Origin of the sequence: Bacillus sp. FJAT-29937 (assembly GCF_001509555.1) — a bacterium.
Lineage (GTDB): Bacteria > Bacillota > Bacilli > Bacillales > Cytobacillaceae > Cytobacillus.
Window position 1 is genome coordinate 1 of the sequence record NZ_LMAS01000001.1, and the last position, 17,724, is coordinate 17,724.

General features: G+C 36.9%; 18 protein-coding genes. 12 read left to right on the forward strand and 6 right to left on the reverse strand.

The window, feature by feature from the left end; translation table 11 throughout:
* Positions 1 to 91 precede the first annotated feature (91 nt).
* Complete coding sequence (locus AR328_RS00005) at positions 92 to 412, reverse strand: hypothetical protein (RefSeq protein ID WP_082677109.1); 321 nt, start codon at positions 410 to 412, stop codon at positions 92 to 94.
* A 448-nt stretch (positions 413 to 860) separates the two neighbouring features.
* Here AR328_RS00005 and AR328_RS00010 point away from each other — a divergent pair, with 448 nt between their 5' ends.
* On the forward strand, positions 861 to 1,505 hold the full coding sequence (locus tag AR328_RS00010) for a YczE/YyaS/YitT family protein (RefSeq protein ID WP_066287473.1): 645 nt from the start codon (positions 861 to 863) through the stop codon (positions 1,503 to 1,505).
* A gap of 185 nt (positions 1,506 to 1,690) precedes the next feature.
* Here the strand turns inward: AR328_RS00010 and AR328_RS00015 are convergent, their stop codons facing one another.
* Positions 1,691 to 2,563, reverse strand: coding sequence for an alpha/beta hydrolase (locus AR328_RS00015; RefSeq protein ID WP_066287476.1), 873 nt, complete (start codon positions 2,561 to 2,563; stop codon positions 1,691 to 1,693).
* A 642-nt stretch (positions 2,564 to 3,205) separates the two neighbouring features.
* Between AR328_RS00015 and AR328_RS00025 the strand changes: the two genes are divergently transcribed.
* From AR328_RS00025 to AR328_RS00075, 11 genes are all read left to right on the forward strand, one after another.
* On the forward strand, positions 3,206 to 4,108 hold the full coding sequence (locus AR328_RS00025; RefSeq protein WP_066287491.1) for an ABC transporter ATP-binding protein: 903 nt from the start codon (positions 3,206 to 3,208) through the stop codon (positions 4,106 to 4,108).
* Positions 4,108 to 4,935, forward strand: coding sequence for an ABC transporter permease subunit (locus AR328_RS00030; RefSeq protein WP_066287495.1), 828 nt, complete (start codon positions 4,108 to 4,110; stop codon positions 4,933 to 4,935). Before AR328_RS00025 ends, AR328_RS00030 begins: the two co-directional genes overlap by 1 nt.
* Before the next feature lie 215 nt (positions 4,936 to 5,150).
* Positions 5,151 to 5,450, forward strand: coding sequence for an SRPBCC family protein (locus AR328_RS00035; RefSeq protein WP_066287497.1), 300 nt, complete (start codon positions 5,151 to 5,153; stop codon positions 5,448 to 5,450).
* On the forward strand, positions 5,450 to 5,512 hold the full coding sequence (locus tag AR328_RS23415; protein ID WP_438824058.1) for a hypothetical protein: 63 nt from the start codon (positions 5,450 to 5,452) through the stop codon (positions 5,510 to 5,512). The genes AR328_RS00035 and AR328_RS23415 overlap by 1 nt, the downstream gene beginning before the upstream one ends.
* Positions 5,513 to 6,061: 549 nt before the next feature.
* The gene (locus AR328_RS00040; protein ID WP_066287500.1) at positions 6,062 to 6,691 is read left to right on the forward strand and encodes a DNA-3-methyladenine glycosylase; all 630 of its coding nucleotides are present in this window, start codon (positions 6,062 to 6,064) and stop codon (positions 6,689 to 6,691) included.
* Between the two features lie 372 nt (positions 6,692 to 7,063).
* Entirely contained in the window at positions 7,064 to 7,264 is a 201-nt protein-coding gene (locus AR328_RS00045) for a cold-shock protein (RefSeq protein WP_066287505.1), read from the forward strand.
* A gap of 265 nt (positions 7,265 to 7,529) precedes the next feature.
* Positions 7,530 to 8,039, forward strand: coding sequence for a GNAT family N-acetyltransferase (locus tag AR328_RS00050; protein WP_066287508.1), 510 nt, complete (start codon positions 7,530 to 7,532; stop codon positions 8,037 to 8,039).
* A 967-nt stretch (positions 8,040 to 9,006) separates the two neighbouring features.
* On the forward strand, positions 9,007 to 9,276 hold the full coding sequence (locus AR328_RS00060) for a hypothetical protein (protein WP_066287513.1): 270 nt from the start codon (positions 9,007 to 9,009) through the stop codon (positions 9,274 to 9,276).
* Between the two features lie 457 nt (positions 9,277 to 9,733).
* Positions 9,734 to 10,174 (forward strand): cell wall hydrolase, encoded by a 441-nt coding sequence (locus tag AR328_RS00065; protein WP_066287515.1) that lies wholly within the window; start codon positions 9,734 to 9,736, stop codon positions 10,172 to 10,174.
* 103 nt (positions 10,175 to 10,277) lie between these two features.
* A complete protein-coding gene (locus AR328_RS00070; protein ID WP_066287519.1) occupies positions 10,278 to 10,457 on the forward strand; it encodes a hypothetical protein in 180 nt (59 codons plus the stop codon).
* A 418-nt stretch (positions 10,458 to 10,875) separates the two neighbouring features.
* A complete protein-coding gene (locus AR328_RS00075) occupies positions 10,876 to 11,286 on the forward strand; it encodes a hypothetical protein (protein WP_066290039.1) in 411 nt (136 codons plus the stop codon).
* Positions 11,287 to 11,344: 58 nt separating this feature from the next.
* Here AR328_RS00075 and AR328_RS00080 read toward each other — a convergent pair whose 3' ends face one another.
* The 4 genes from AR328_RS00080 to AR328_RS00095 form a co-directional block, all read right to left on the reverse strand.
* Positions 11,345 to 12,613, reverse strand: a complete 1,269-nt coding sequence (locus AR328_RS00080; RefSeq protein WP_066287525.1) for a mechanosensitive ion channel family protein — start codon at positions 12,611 to 12,613, stop codon at positions 11,345 to 11,347.
* A 592-nt stretch (positions 12,614 to 13,205) separates the two neighbouring features.
* On the reverse strand, positions 13,206 to 13,733 hold the full coding sequence (locus AR328_RS00085) for an ECF transporter S component (protein ID WP_066287529.1): 528 nt from the start codon (positions 13,731 to 13,733) through the stop codon (positions 13,206 to 13,208).
* Positions 13,734 to 13,864: 131 nt separating this feature from the next.
* Positions 13,865 to 15,274, reverse strand: coding sequence for a vWA domain-containing protein (locus tag AR328_RS00090; RefSeq protein ID WP_231734723.1), 1,410 nt, complete (start codon positions 15,272 to 15,274; stop codon positions 13,865 to 13,867).
* A 518-nt stretch (positions 15,275 to 15,792) separates the two neighbouring features.
* A complete protein-coding gene (locus AR328_RS00095; RefSeq protein ID WP_066287531.1) occupies positions 15,793 to 17,409 on the reverse strand; it encodes an FMN-binding glutamate synthase family protein in 1,617 nt (538 codons plus the stop codon).
* Positions 17,410 to 17,724: the final 315 nt, after the last annotated feature.

The window sequence follows — 17,724 nt, forward strand, 5'->3', positions numbered from 1 at the left end:
CATCAATGCCTGTAAATTGCATAATCTTTAATAAGTTATCTAAATAGTACTATGGGCTCCCATCTTAATGAAGGTGGGAGCTATTTTACGCTTACTGATAGGCAATGAGCCTATTCAAGTCCTTTACAGTTAATTCAGATGGGTCAATTGCAAGCTTAAATTCATTACTGACTTTGTCAATTAGAGAAAGAGCAAACTCTATTTGTTTGGCTGTTAATTTGTAATCATTTCTATTGGCTGCCAGTTTTACATTTTGCTGATTTACATTGGTAGATTGAATGTTTGCTGCATGTTCTTTAAGTTTTGCATCTATTATTGCCTCGACATCGGCCTGGCTTATGTTTTGAGTCTTTTGTTGGGATGTCTGCTGGGTTGGTTTAAATATTTTATCAAGAAGCCCTTTTAACACCATATCCACTTCGCTTTCATTAACATTTATTCCTATATATTCTATTATTAAATGATTGCGGTAGAAAAACAATAGTTATTAGTTATTTCATCCTATTGAGGTAATTATTAGTGATAGTTCCCAAGTAATTTATTTAAATTGGGACAGGAGACTATAAACTAAGTAGGGAAATACCACTCAACATTAAATCTACAAGATTTTTTAAAAGGGGAATTAAAGAAGTTTGTCTTAATTAGTTGAATACTCTTGATTTGGAGGTGCGAACCATGACAAATGGGAGTTCCACAGATTTTTTGATTAGTAGAGCTTTAGCTAAATAACTAATCTGAGAATAAGTTTTTCCCTAATTTAGCTGCGAGGCCTCCTAAGACATTTCCTGACCTAATGTCCCTATTCCTCCATTCTTATGGTATATTAGTATAGCATTCTATAAGATAAAGGAGCAGTCATGATGAGAAGAGAATGGTTTCTGCGCTGGTCTTTTTTTGTTTTTGGATTAATGATTTTAGCTTTTGGGATTTCTCTAACTATTAAAGGGAAACAATTGGGAATTGGACCGTGGGACGTTTTTCATTACGGGTTATTTCTTAAATTCGGGCTCTCCATTGGATCCTGGTCGATCATTAGTGGATGTTTACTTTTGTTCATTAGTTCAGTAATTAAAAAGGAATGGCCAAAAATAGGAGCACTGCTTAATATGGTGTTTCTCGGATTGTTTATTGATTTTTTTAATTGGCTGCTTCCGCCAGTTGATGGTTTAATAGGGGAATCATTGGTATATATGCTTGGTGTAATTTTTCTAGGGTATGGAATTGGTTTATATGTTTCTGCTGACCTTGGAGCAGGACCAAGAGATAGTTTTATGCTTTTGATTATCGAAAAAACCGGCTGGAGCATTCCCTGGGTACGAAATGGAATTGAAATCACCATTTTTCTTATAGGCTGGTTGTTAGGAGGCCCTGTAGGAATTGGTACGGTCATTATTGCTTTTGGCTTAGGGCCCATCCTTGGAATTTCAATTCCTCAATGCCAAAAAATATTTTCCTATTGCCTCAAACATGAGACTTCGACCATTACAAACACTTCCATTCGATGAAGAAGAGACAAACTTGTCATAGTTACTAGTTTCGAAAATATGAAGAAAAAGTTGATATAACAATTAAAAACGTACAAGAAGAGACCCTAATTTCTAATATAAAATAACATTATTATCAGCACAAAAAAAGCTTGGCTATCCAAGCTTTTTTCATATGATTTCGCCTTACTCCAATAAAGCAGCCTTTAGTTAAACGATTTTCCAAGAATCTCATCCCAATAAGATAAATAAAGCATGTGCCCTTCATTTTCTATAAAGGAATAAGTCGAATTAGAATATTTTTCACGAAGGTAATTAGAAGTTTCCGTAGTCCATATCGTATCTTTGCCTCCTTGCCAAATATTTACTTTTACATTAAGTAAAGGATTCCTTTTGTCATCAAATTTTTGGCATAAAGCAAGAGCATCATAATATACCCCGATGCCTTTATTATCGTAGCTTTCCACGGCACCTTTGATAATGACTGGCTTCATGATAGGGTCATCTGCAACTTTTTTGTCCTCATCAACCATTTGTTGTATAGATTTTTCTATGGTAGAATCCAAACTTTTTGTTATCTTTTTACTGAGGCTTTTAAAATAAAACTTTGTCATAAGCGGTATGTACTTATTCATAATCACAATGCTTTTCCAATTCGAAGGCAGAATCTTTTTAGTTTCGTTACTGTTTAATGGGATGGCACTACTAATTAAGTTAAGGGAAGTGACTTTTTCGGAATATTTGCCTGTGAAAACTTGGGCGTATAATCCACCCGCAGACCACCCTATAATCGAAACCTTTTCAATTCCTTTAGCAATAAGGAACTCATTTATTGAGTCGGCAAAATCCTCCATTGAATATTTGAACTTTACATCGGAACCTCCATAACCTGGGCGATTAATGGCAAAGAATCGAACATTATATTTATCTAATATTTGTGTATCAGGATGAATGGAACTAGCTGACGAACCGAAACCGTGAAAGAAGATAACTGTATTCTCATTCGTATCCCCGTAACTTAAATAAGATAGTTTTCTATTATCCTGTAACCGAATAAATGAGTCATTGTACTCTTTCAAAATGAATCTCCTCTCTTTTCTCGTTTTTCTCCCTTTTTATTCAACGCAGGAAGTCCAATATCCTTTTTCCACTCAATCGACCTGATAGATTTTATTGGCCCAAAAAACGTGATTACGGGCTTATTAGCTAATTTCCTTTTTTATAGTTTTATATTAATGTGGAGCTGCTTAGGAATAATTTGAAAGTGCACGATCGAAGCCCATGAGCATACTTCATCTGAAACATTAGATATTGAAGCATGCCATGAGACAGGGAAAGCTGAAATGTGATGTTATTTTTTCTTTAATTATTCTAGCAAATACAGGTATTTACGATTTTTATATTGAATACATATAACGGTAAGTTTTACCCATATATGACTAAAGGAGGTAATAAAAAAAATTATAATTAATGGAAACTATCATCTTAAGCGCTCTGTTATTTGCGGTCGGTCATTACGGGGCAACGAATATGGTGGCACCTGTCACAACTTTAGTATGGATTCGGATGATTTTATTAAATGGAATAGGCGCTGTTGTTTTCGGACGGTTTTTTTGTAAAAAAGCCCTAGAAGTATCATTTATTTCACATGCCACCTAAACATTTCAACAACTATTTTTGCACAAGTTTGGTTTTTAATCATATAAGAGGGATCGTGAAAAATGAATAGTTATATTATAGTAGAAGGTTTGTATAAATCATTTGGTCAACAAATAGTATTAGAAAATGTAAACTTCAAGGTGAAAAAAGGAGAAATAGTAGGGTTATTGGGCCCAAATGGGGCAGGGAAAACGACCTTTATCCGCATATTGAATGGCGTTATCAAACCGGAAAAAGGGTCGATCTCAATAAATGGAATGGATCCTGTCTCAGAGGGAGACGCAATTAGAAAAATATCTGGAATTGTAACGGAAAGTGCGGGACTGTATCATCAGATGAGCGGAAGAGAGAATCTTGAATTATTCGCTGAATTATATGAGGTAACAGATAAGAAAAGAGTGGCAGAGCTTCTTGAACTGTTTGATTTGAAAGAACATCAGGATAAACCAGTGGGAAAGTATAGTACCGGAATGAAAAAGCGGTTGGCCTTGGCAAAGGCGCTGTTGCATAAACCGGACATTCTGTTTTTGGATGAACCGACAAATGGACTGGACCCTGACGGAATTCAGATGGTCTTGTCCTATTTAAAAAAATATAATCAGGAAACTGGGACCACGATTATCATTTGTTCACATGTCCTGCATCAATTGGAGACAATCTGCGATTCTTTTGCTTTCATCGAAAATGGGACGATAGCTGAACAAGGAACTTTAACAGAGTTAGAGGATAAATATGTTCAAAACGTCACCGTGAAAGTAAATACGACATTTAAGCCACAAGATAAGCATTATTCAAAGTTTCCTTGCAGAGTGCTGGGAGAATCCATGGTGGTTTTTGATCTGCCTTCTAAAAATGATATCCCTCAGTTGCTAAATGGCTTACTGAAGACGGATCCTGTTTATTCGGTTACGATCATGAACAATGATTTACAATCGATTTACTTCAAGGTAAGGGGGTATAAATAATGGGCACATATATTAGTAAAGCTTTGATTAAAAAAGACCTTAAAGATATTTTTAGAAGTAAAACATTGCTGGTAACCATGATTATCATCCCAATTGTGTTTACTGTTATTTTCCCTTCAGTTGTGTTGGGCGGTGCCTTGATTTTTGATATCGAAAAAATTGCCGGAGATGATGGACAGAAGCTAATTGATGCTTTTCTCAAGAGTACAACGGGTGATGAGTTTTCTTCTTATACACTTGAGCAGCAAATTATTTATATGTTCATTAATTTTATGCTTCCAACCTTATTTTTGCTGGTTCCGATTATTACAGCCATGACAGTGGCCGCTAACAGCTTTGTTGGAGAGAAGGAAAACCGAACGCTGGAAAGTTTATTGTTTTCACCAATTTCCATTAAAACGTTATTTCTGAGCAAGATATTAGCTTCTTTCATACCGCCATTATTTGTTTCTGTCATCAGTTTTGTAGTTTGTGGAGTCATTATCAATTCTTTGGGGTATCCTTTGTTTGGCAAGCTGATCTTCCCATCGGGTAACTGGGTGGCGTTAATAACTTGTCTTTCCCCAATGGCTATCTTGCTTTCGGTGCTGCTGAATATCTTAATATCAGCAAGGGTGAAGACGTATCAGGAAGCCCAGAACCTTGGTGGAATTATCGTTCTGCCTGTAATTGCAATGATGATTGGCCAGGTTAGTGGACTGTTTTTACTGGGAGTTCAGTTAATCATCCTGATTTCAGCAGGAATATTAATTGTGAATCTGGTATTATGGAGCAGAATTTCAAGAAATAATGACAGATATGTGTTATTTGAAAAGCAAATACATTAAAAATATAAGACTCCTTTTTAAATAATAAAGGATTTTTTCTTATTGGAAACAATTTAGAGGATTTTTGAATGCTTATCGCAATTTGATATATTTACACCATCAATTAGGATTACACTATTCGTACCATCATACATCCGAAGCAACAGCTGCAAGATGGTACTTTTACCACCACCTCTGTTTTTCACTACAGCCAGAACCCTGCTGACGGCAACAATATGTGGGTTAAATTTGTATATAGTGAAATTATTGCACCAGAGAAAATTGTTTACAGCAGTTTCTTTTCTGATGAAGAAGCTAACACCGTACGTTCACCCTTTGACGCAAATTGGCCTATGGAAACCCTGAATACCATTTCACTAACCGAGGACGAAGGTAAAACAAGTCTTACAATGATAGTGGCTCCGGCATCTCCGACTAAGGAAGAGATCAAAACCTTTGAGGACTCAAAAGAGATGGCTCAAGAAGGATATGCCGGAACTATTTTTCAATTAGATGAACAGTATTTGAAGCATTAATGTTTACGATTGCATTTGCAAGTTTGATCGTAGCCATTCTGTCATTTAATCATAAAAAATAATCCACCCTTGAGTTAGTGAGGCTCTGGTGGATTATTCCCTGTTTATAGCCGATCCCTTTGTGGGAACCGTCTATTGCTGGACTGGACATGTTACAGCATGTCCGGTCTTTTTTTATTTTATGTTGTAATAAACCTATTATAACTGATTATTGTGTAGAAGTTCAAATTCTTTATGGATTACATTTACTTCCTGTTATTTTAAATATAACCTAACCACTCTGACTTTTTATTCATTCTAGTGGGTAGCATTCCCCTTAATCGCTGATATCATAGATCGTTTTTTTATAAAAATAACGGAACAAACAGTCCGCAAAATTCATTAGCCGGAGGAATTTTGATTTTTAGTGTCTTCATTAACTTTTCCTAAACTGGAGAGGTGAAAATGTACGTTGTTCCGAATACTTTTAAAATAGGGGTTAATATTAAAATGGATGACAAAATCAAATTGGCAAACATTTTAAAAACGGAATTACACCATCGGATTATTATTTTGCAATTGAGATAGGTGAAACTGCCCAATAGGCATGTTCATTACATAGAGGAGATCGTATGATTAGACTACAGGTAAAGGAGAACCCTTGGATGGAGCCTCTCGAGAAAGGTTTTTATTGCCAACCAACACTTGAACTTGCAAAAGCATTGCTAGGATGCATCCTTATTAAGGAAACGCCCTTTGGAATTGCATCGGGCATTATTGTCGAGACAGAAGCATATATGGGACCGCATGATCGGGCGGCACATAGTTTTGGTGGGCGTCGTACAAAACGAACTGAAATTATGTTTGGTGAACCTGGTATCACCTATACATATTCCATGCACACCCATTGTCTATTTGACGTGGTAAGTGGGGAAATTGGTCAACCTCATGCCATTCTCGTTAGGGCATTAGAACCCTTTTCCGGTAAAGAATTAATGGCCAAAAGAAGAGCAAAAGCAAAAAATGAAATCCAATGGACAAACGGCCCGGGTAAACTTTCAGAAGCACTTGGCATTACAATGGCTGACTATGGCCATCCACTTGATAAATCCCCGCTTTGGATAGCAAAGGGAAAAGACATAGCCCCTAAGGATATCGCAACTGGACCAAGAATTGGCATACAGAATACAGGTGAGGCGGTCCATTACCCGTGGCGTTTTTGGATTTCCGGAAACAAATTTGTTTCTCCAAAAACCAGATAAATGTGCCGGAACTTTTTATCAATTAGATGAATACTTAACAAAGATGTAGACAGTTTTAAATAGCCATAACAAAAACACCGGCCAAAGGTATTTTTTGTTATTAATAACTAACGAAAGTTTACTTCCTTAAATAAAATGGGGAATTTCGTGACTGAAAAATAATAACTTTTAGCGGGAGATTTGTCTGGTAGGGGCCAGGATCAGCTCGAGCTTGCATATCTTCTTGCAAATACATATGAAAAATGTTATACTACATATGAATTATTTTTGTTCGGTGTAAAGGATAGGGTTAGAAAAACTTTTCGTCTTGATGATCACTAAGAGCAAGGATAGTAATACAATGTGTGTTTTTCACACTAGGAGGCAACAAAAATGGAAAATGGTAAAGTAAAATGGTTTAATAGCGAAAAAGGCTTCGGATTCATCGAGCGTGAAGGTGGAGAAGACGTATTCGTTCATTTCTCAGCTATTCAAGGCGAAGGTTTCAAAACTTTAGATGAAGGTCAAGCTGTGACTTTCGATGTTGAGCAAGGTCAACGTGGAGCTCAAGCAGCTAACGTGCGTAAAGCTTAATAATAAAACCAAACTCAAGCAGGCTCTTTAGAGAGTCTGTTTTTTATTTATCATTTAAGCAAAGAACCCCACTCATGAATAAGTAGGGCACATGTAAACAGTAAATCAAATGGTAAACAAAGTGTATCACATAATCACAAATTCTCCAAATATACAATTTTAAATCCTTTTGCAGGTTGTTCTTAAAAATTTACCGTACAGGCATCTGCATCAACATAAATAAGAAAATACTCATGTTAATTTGTCAGAAAGGAGAATAAATCACATGCTAACAATTTTACAAGAAGTACAATTTGAAAACCTTTATCAATTAATTGAAGATTCTTTCCCTAGCGATGAATATAGGCCCTACCAAGCACAACATGCTTTACTTTCTCGCCCTAACTATAAAATATTCGTTTATGAAAAAGATAATAAGCTTGCTGCTTTTTTTGCCACATGGGAAGGACCAGATTTTCTCTTCCTGGAGCATTTTGCCGTTAAAGAAAGCTTTCGCAATGATGGCTTAGGGTCGAAACTACTCCAAGCATTTCTTGAGCAACAGGCAAAACCTATCGTGATTGAAATCGAACCACCAGAGGGGGGGATCGAAAAAAGGCGAGCTGGTTTTTATGAACGAAATGGCTTTAGCCTTAGTCAGTGGGGTTATGTTCAACCAGCACTTGCAAATGGGCAAAGCCCGGTGTCAGTTGTATTAATGTCTTATCCGGAGCCATTACAAGAACAAGCATATCAATCCTTTAAAAACTGGGTATTTAAACACGTCTATTCATAATTGGATTTTTTGTTGTAAATCCGCGTTACCTGAGGCTAAATCTAAACGTTCCATCTTTGAAAAAAGTCTCTGGAACTCGGTAGAAGCGGAAATATCATTGCCATTCTGTCATTTAGCCATAAAAAATAATCCACCCTTGAGTTAGTGGCTCAGGTGGATTATCCCGCCAAAATAGCCGATCCCTTTGTGGGAACCGTCTATTGCTGGACCGGACATGTTTTCACCATGCTCGGTCTTTTTTAATTTATGAAGTACTTACATATATTATAACTGTTGTTCAAAAAAATAAACTATTAGATTCAATTTTGTAGGAAAAGAGCTTCGGATTAAGGAGATTAACGTTTTTTTTTTAGGTAAACTAAGTGTGTTATTTAGCAAATGATCAAGGAAGTGAAAGGGAAATATTATGACAAATTGGATTGAGCAAATCAGAATTCGAAAACGATTACGATATTTAATTATAATTTTATTACTTGGGTTAGCATTGATCCTACCTCAACAATATGTAATAACCGATATTGCATATGTCTTCATACTGTTCCTAATTATATATTTTTCTTCGTATATACAAACGGCTCCTCTTTGGAAAGGCTTTTTCTATTCATTGATTGTGATGATAATCGTCGTCTTTGTCTTTTTATCAATAATAATTTTGTTTCCACATATTCCTTTTATGCTACTGTTAGCGATTGTCTTTCTTACAGCAGGATTGTGTGTGTACTGGATAGGTTAAAAATCACCTTTGAAGCTTACTTCATTAATTAATTGTGGAGATAATCTAAGAAGGGATATCGCTGTTTTTTGTTGAAGTAATTCAACTATAGGTGCAGTTTTGTGGAGGCAGAAAATTAGCTAAGAAAAACTTTTATAATAGTTGAAGAAACTTAATTAAGGTATAAGCGTATAGTGAGGGTAGTGAAATTAATTTTATTGAATGGAATGGTGATTAATAAGAGGGGGGATTTTCATGCAGCGTATTAAATTAATGTTAATACATTATTCAAAAAAACCTTTGTGGTTTAAAATGTTAATCTCTATAACTCTTCTCATTTCCGTTGTCTTTAGCAGTTCTTACTTTTCTGGCAATGACTATTTTCAAAGTCTTTCAAAATTATCTGCCGGCATTTTCTTTTGTGCTTTAGGTATAGATATGAGAATCAATCGAAAGGTTTCAACCCTGTTTTTCACCTTAGCAGTTATTTGTATATTTATATCTATTGTCTCCATAATTTTATAGATTTAGGGGGAATGGATATGTTTTCCTTTAATAATTATCATAGGCGGAGAATTTTCGGCTAATGTATATAAAGGAAGCTTAAGAGGTAGATTTAGACGGAGATATTCCGATTAACTGCTCAAAACAAGGCAAAATCCAATGGTTTGAGTAGAATAAGCGGAAAAGCTGCTCTTATTTTTAAGGAAAAATGAGTATTTCCAAATTTAAACGGAATTTTTCCGCTTATTTTTCAAAAAAGGAAAACTCAACATTCAGTTATAACAGAGCTTTGCCTTTAAGAAGAAGGACACATGCCAAATGGATTTAATGTCCTTTCCCTAACCAAAACAACCCCTTGAGAATCATCTACTTCCATTATAAATTAAACTTTAAAACTTTATGCATAAAAACGAAGGATTCTTATTTAAAACGACATGATTGTAAGCTTTGATTCATACTATATTTTGGGGGTGGAAAAATGGCGAGAGTCGCTTACCGAAGTTCGGACGTTGACTTAATGGCAAGGATGATGAGGGCAGAGGCTGAAGGCGAAGGAAATCAAGGAATGTTATATGTTGGCAATGTAATTGTTAACCGTGTTGTAGCTGAATGTACTGACTTTAAAGATTTGAGAACTGTTAAACAAGTCATTTTTCATGTACAAGGAGGAAATTATTCTTTTGAAGCTGTTCAAAAAGGCAATGTATTTTATCAAAGGGCAAGAGAATCCGAAAGAAGATTAGCGAGACGGAATTTGGAATCTTGGCGACAACACCCAGCGAAATATTCTCTTTGGTACTTTAATCCATATGGTCCGTGTCCTCCTACATGGTACAACCAACCATTTACTGGTCAATTTAAACAACATTGTTTTTATGAACCAGCACCTGGAACATGTGCAAGTGTGTATAACGGATGATATACAGAAAATTTTATAAGATTTGAAATAGATTTAATTGACTCATACGAGGAATTAGAGTATTTTTTATATGCTTGAATAAAGATACTCACAGGGGATATTAATGAAGAACTATCGGTTGAAAAATGAATTTAAAGGCTACAAAAAAGGATCGAAATTTTACGTAGTCGCTGAATCTGAATTTATCGGGGTAAAAGAAATTGTATTGCGAACCGAGGATTTAACTCGCAGAATTGTTATTTCAGAAGATGAACTGATTAAGAATTTTTTGTTAATTAGATGATAACGATATGCTTTTGCAAGTTTAATCGCAGCCATTCTGTCATTTAACTATAAAAAATAATCCACCCTTGAGTTAGTTGGCTCAGGTGGATTATTCCCAGTTAGTAGCCGATCCCTTTGTGGGAACCGTCTATTGCTTGACCTGACATGTACCTAGCATGTTCGGTCTTTTTTAATTTATGTGGTACTTAATCATATTATTACCGAAAAAGTTATTAAAGTTCAAATACTTTAGGGTTGAATCAAATAACAAAAATTGTATTTTTTTACCTTAAAGTTTCAATCATAACTCTCCAAAGAATCATCCAAAATAAGATGGGTCTTACATTTTAACTGGTTTCAGCAGGAATTCAACCTTCTGTAGAAGCCTTTCAATGCTAGGCGTGCCTTGAGATTTTACGACGGGGAGTTGGATCATGATGAAATGGCATAAAACGCTTTTGTCCATACTGCAGCAGCGCCAAGATCAAAAAGTGGCTATAGCTGTCGATACATCTACAAATGAAGCACCAAAGGATTTGATAAACAACATAGTTAAGTTATTTCAGCATGTGAAACCAGATGCTTTATTAATTCAAGCGGATTTTAAAATAAGAAGTATTGGACCTGTGAAAAGTGATTCTATTAAATACTATTCACATGGGAAATCTTCCTATACTTTAGTTCTTGAATGGGCAGAGGAAAATCAGGTGGATACTTTATTTTATATCACAGATGTAACTGGTTTTCTTCCCGATGAACTCAAAGCAGTGAATTATGATTTATTCTGGCTTGTTCCAGGCACGTTTCTTCCAAGGGTGCCATTTGGAAAAGCAATTAAAGTTGCTTAAAGTTTAAAAATCCCTCACCCTTGTGAGGGATTCCATTTGTGAACATGCCAGATTGCAACTAACGGTCCATTTCTCTAATCATGCCATCCCTTTTAGAGGCATCGACCATAGATTTTAAATCATGCCCTGAAGGGTTTTGGAATAAATGCAGGCCAAACTCCTGCGCAACGGCAAAAAGGTGGTCAAAGATATCAGCTTGAACAGTTTCGTATATTGCCCATCTGACATCATTTGTAAATGCATATATTTCGAGCGGTAATCCGTATTCACTAGGCGCCAGCTGCCGAACCATTAACGACATTTCTTGATTTATTCCCGGATGATTTTGAATGTAATTACTGATGTACGCCCTAAATACACCGACATTTGTAAGGGCTCTTCCATTCACTGGGTTGTTTCGGTTTATATCATTCATAGAATTAAATTCGGCAATTTCCCGTTCTCTGTTAATGATATAATCCGACAGATAGTGGATATCTTTATAGCGCTCAATCATCTCTTGATTACAAAACGAAATACTATTCGTATCGATAAATATAGCCCGTTTAATCCTTCTGCCTCCAGAGGATTGCATGCCTCTCCAGTTTTTAAAGGAATCAGATATCAAGGCATAACTCGGTACCATCGTTATTGTTTTATCAAAATTTTGCACCTTCACGGTATTTAAAGAAATATCAATGATGTCTCCATCTGCGCCATATTTTGGCATTTCAATCCAGTCACCAACCCGGACCATATCATTGGCCGCCAACTGAATCCCTGCAACAAGTCCTAATAATGAATCTTTAAAAACTAACAATACGACGGCTGACAGGGCGCCAATCCCGCTTAGAAGAATAAACGGACTTTTGTCTATCATGTTCGCGATTACTAAGATAACCCCAAGCGTGACAGAAATAATCTTTGTCACCTGAATATAGCCTTTAATCGGCTTAACCTTTGAGATTTCATACGTTTGATAAATATCAGTAACGGCATCCAAAAAGCTATTAATGACCCATAATCCCACAATAATTAAGTAAGCAATCGCACATTTTTCGATTACCAAATGATAAGAAGGGAAGATGGATGAAAAGTGATAAATAATGATCGCCGGAACAAAATGAGATAACTTACGAAAAACTTGCCGTTCCAAAATTATATTATCCCATTGGAATTTGGTATTTGATACGATATGGGTGATAATCTTGATAACCACCTTTTTGGTGATAAAATTCGCGATTATACAGATGAGTGCAATAAAAAGTACATCAAGAAAAATCGAAAAATACTTAGCTGCTGCAGGATCCAGGTCGAATTGTGAAACAAATTTTTTAATGAAATTCATCTATTTCCTCCGGTGTATATTGATTTCGAAAGCTTTTGCAAGTTTAATCGTAGCCATCCTATCATATTACCATAAAAAATAATCCATCCTTGAGTTAACACCCAGGTGGATTATGCCGTCAAAATATCCGACCCCTTTGCAGGAACTGTCTATTGCTAGACTGAACATGTTAGCGCTTGTCCGGTCTTTTTAATGTATGTTGTAATTAATTATATTATAACGGAAGAACAGAAGAATTTCTTAAATGACAGCAGCATGGGTGATTCTTTCGTTTTTTACATATATACGGACAATAGATTCGTTATTTTCATTAAATGGCTCTATTTTTGGGTTATGCGGACACCAAGTTCGTTATTATCGAAAAATCATAAGGAAAATACTGTTTTTTTATCAATAACGGAATCTATGTCCTCAACCAAATGAAATCACCCTATATTGGTACAGATAACGGAACGAACCTGTGTCCGCCAAACTAAAATAAAAAGACCAAATCAATATGATTGGTCTGCTGATCTCTTATAGTAAAAAAATCCCTCACTATTGGTGAGGGATCTGTCCTTAGAAATAATGCCTATTATTGAGTGCGGCCAACCTAAATCCGTAACGCTCTCTTTAAACGACCTGCAATTGGCACTACAATGATTCCCGCTATGATAACCTGCATTAAATTTCCTGGGATGGAGCCAAATGGGAGAACCCAGTTTCCGTAAAGGATTACTTCGGCGAAATAATAGCCTACGATTTTAATAATGAGTGCAACGGCTACTGCCAGCGTATTGACGACTACTCTTTTGCCAGGTACTTTTTCGGAAATAAGGCCTGCTAAAAAGCCCATAGTCCCAACGATGATGAATGTAAACGGTGCCCATGCTCCCCAGCCAGAGAGAATGTCGAAGAAACCCATTCCGACGGCGCCTGCAATGGCTCCTGCTTTTCTGCCGTAAACTAATGCTGCTATAAATAAAGGCACGTTGCCCATATGGATTAGGCCTCCATTACCCATAATGGGGAGCCTAATATTGATGAACATTGTCGATACTAAAGTTAATGCGATAAAAAGTGCATAGATGACTAATGTTTTTGTTTTCGTTGATTCTGTCTGTAGAACTGTTGAATTCATAGAATGGCCTCTTTCTTTTTTTATTTATATTATCATACTCTTAATCAGTTAATTAGTAAATTCCAAATTCTATATTTAATAGTTTTATACTAAAAAGCCGGTTCCTTTTAAATATGGACCGGCTTCCTGTATTACCAAGTATCTCCTCGTTCTTTCTTCAAAGCCCTCATTTTTTCGACCCATTCATCGACCCTTTGTCTGATTTCTTGGCTTTTCGCATCAGCTTTTTCTCGATTTGTCTTATAGATGGCGTAGTATAGGTCTTTCATATTTTGACTGCGCTCATAGCCCCAGTCTCTTAATACTGTTTCTTGCTCATGAGTAATCCACTCATTTTCTGCCATGATCTTAATCGCATCAAGTATTCGGTGGGATTCCCGCCTGCCGATCGTCCATAATTGTAGTGGATATTCTTCGCCATTTTTATATTCTGCGACCATTTCCCATCCGTCAGGAGCCATCGTAAAGGCAAAAGCAAGATCTAGTGTAGAAGGCAGCCACTCATATTGAATGGTATTTTTTAATTCTTCGGGATTGTCCGCTTTAAAGTATTCACCATTGCCAGCTTCAGCAACAGCCTTTAATTGGTTTTCGGTTTTGCTGTCTACATCAAAGCCGATAATGTTCACGGTATTATTGCTATTCATCTGAACAAGGTCCTTACTTGCCTGAACGGGATCGCCGTCACATGTTTCAGCACCGTCGCTGACAATGTAAATTGTCGTTGCACCTTCATAGCTGCTGCTCATTTCTGCCGCTTTTTGGATAGCGCCAGCTAGGGGAGTCCAGCCTTTGCTTTCAAATGAATCGACCGCTTGATGGAATTCTTCTTTGGCGTATTTCCCCATCGGATAGACTTCCTCAACTTTTGTGCAGGATAATTCCTTATCAGCCGTTGATTCCGAACCCTCATGGCCATAGACGATAAGTGAGACCTCACTTGTTTGTCCTATGGTCTGAGCAAAGCTCTTCACAGCGTCCTTGGCAATATCCATTTTAACTTTCCCATCAGTTAAAAGCAGCATACTTGAGCTGGCATCGAGAAGAATGATAGTCTTTTCTGATGCGACATTCTCTTCGCTGTCTTCGGATTTTGTAGGATCTGGCAAATACGGTTCCTCAAACTGAGGCTGGTAGGCATTCGCTTTTTCGATGACCTCTTTATAGTGAGGACTGGCAAGAAGGGCAACAAGGCCTTTCTTGATTTCTTCAATATCTGTCGTTTCATTCTTTAATTTTTCAAGTTCAGGTGTCAATTTTTCTATAAGTGCTGGCTCCATTTGAGGTGTATCGAAACCGATTTCCTCAATATCCTTTTCATATGACAGATCATCCATGACTTTTCCATGCGGCAGGACTAGTAAACTTTCTTCGGAAACTTCTAAATTAATATTCAATGATTCGGTAATCATATCTTCCTGCTTTTGTTCACGTTGCTTTTCCTCTTCGGGCTCATTAGATGTTTCTGTCTCCTTGTCATTGCTGCAAGCGAAAAGGATCATAGGAATAAGGATCAGCAATAATAAGGCATATCGTTTCACAAAATTCCTCCTTTTTTCTGACACTCTATAACATTTATATGAATTAACAATCCAAATATAGAGTATACCATAGAAAATATGTGATTATGAAGTATTTCCCATTTCAGGGAAGAAAGTTCTAGCGGTAAAATGATATGTCCGGTTCATGCTGCGTGATTTTTCATGGGACCCTCAAAAATGAGAGCTATGAACGCTTCATGGTGCGTGTTTCTTCATGGGATTTTCAAAAACGAGTGCTATGATCGCTTCATGGTGCGTGTTTTTTTATGGGACCATCAAAAACGAGTGCTATGATCGCTTCATGATGCGTGTTTTTTCATGAGACTATCAAAAACGAGAGCTATGACCGTTTCATGGTGCGTGATTTTTCATGGGACCATCAAAAATGAGAGCTATGAACGCTTCATGGTGCGTGTTTTTTCATAAGGCTATCAAAAACGAGTGCCGTAAATCCTACTAGGAGGCATATATATAGAAAAAAGTCTGTCACAATTTTCCTGTAACAGACTTTCTCTTATTTATGAAATAGATACAAGTTTTCTTCTATCTTCACTTTGTTTTACATTCTCAATCGTTTTGACATGAAAGTTTTGATCCACAAATACGACATGTTTTTCATTGAATTGTCTAGGTGATGTCAAACCTGCAGCAGCAGCTAACGTAAACAATTCTTCACGTAGCGTAGTAATATAGTTTGTCACACGGTATCTTTTTTCGTCAATGACTAAAGCTTGTTGCAGCTTTGGATTTGTTGTGGCCACTCCTACTGGACATTCGTTGGATTGACATTTTTGGGCACCGATACATCCGACTGAAATCATCAAGCCTCTGGCGATATGGACGATATCTGCCCCAAGAGATAGCGCAATGGCAATTCGATCGGGAGAGAATAATTTTCCGCTGGCGATTACCGTGACTTTGTCTCGTATCTTATATTTCTTCAATATTCTTTGTGCGATCATTAAAGCAGGTTTAATAGGAAGTCCTACAGAATCAGCCATCGCTTGATAAGTCGCTCCTGTTCCGCCTTCTCCGCCATCAATGGTGATGAAATCAGGGTATCTTTTCATAATCGCCATATAAGCAGCAAATTCTTCAAATGTTTCTTCACTGCCGACGACCATTTTAATACCGACAGGCTTTCCGGATTCGTCCCGAATTCTTTCAACAAAGTCCATCATGGAATCCAAATCATCGAATTCCTCAAAACGGTTCGGTGAATCAATGGTTTTCCATGGTTCTACTCCTCGGATCTCAGCAATTTCAGGCGTTACTTTTGAGCCTTCAATGTGACCGCCTCGGATTTTTGCTCCTTGTCCCAATTTAAGTTCAAATGCTTTCACCTGTGGATTGCTTGCTTTTTCACGAAGCAAATCATATGAGAAGCTTCCGTCAGGGTTTCTAAATCCAAATTTCGCTGGGCCAATTTGGACCATAATGTCTGCGCCGCCTTTTAAGTGGTGGGGTGATAGTCCGCCTTCACCTGTATTCATATAGGCGCCTGCGTCTTTTAGCCCATATGAGAGTGCAGTAATCGCATGATCACCAAGAGCTCCGTAGCTCATTCCGCTCATGGCGACAGGACTTTTGATTGTGAAAGGATAGCGGCAAGAATCTTTTCCGATAATAATCTTGTCTGCATCTGTATAGAGCCAAGGTTTTATTTGAGCTTCCTCTCGATGCTCATGACGAGAAAAAAGTGTATCTTTATCTTCCACATATTTATGTGTGGGAATAGGTTTTTCATTATCAGTTTGTAAATCTGTGAGTTGTTTCGCGAAAAAAGCATTTCGAATATAAAAACCGGGTTTGTCAAAATCGCGCTTACTTCCGAATGCAATGATGTTTTTTGCGTATTTCCCTGATTTCACAATATATTGAAAATCTAATCGTGAAAAAGGCTTAGCTTCATGATCTCCTTCAAAAAAGTACTGTCTTAACTCTGGTCCAATGTGTTCGGAAAGATACCGAATACGAGAAAGGATCGGGAAATTTCGTCTGATTGAGTGCTGAGTTTGTGACAAATCCCGCTTTCTAATGACCAATACTGAAACCAATACAAAAAGAATCAGTAATAAGGTGATGATAAAAAGGATGGATACTCCAATTATCATGATGTTGCTAAAAGTGCTCATTTCTACACTTCCCCCTAGGATTTTTGAAAAATGTAATAAGAATGCAAGCTTGTTCCTACTTTAGAAGTAGTCCCACAAGCTTTACCATACAATATTGCAAGAACTATGCCAAGACTAGTTTAATAGGGGAATATGGTGTACAATGGTTTATTATTGACTTATATGCAAGATTATTTTGCTCCACACAAGAACTTTTGCGCAAAATTTACTTGCGCACTACGGTATTGCGTAGTTTTGAGATATCCGTTGTTTGATCATTTCTTTTAGCTGAGGTACGTTTTGCAAAATCAGTTAAAGCTTTCTTCATCACTCCAT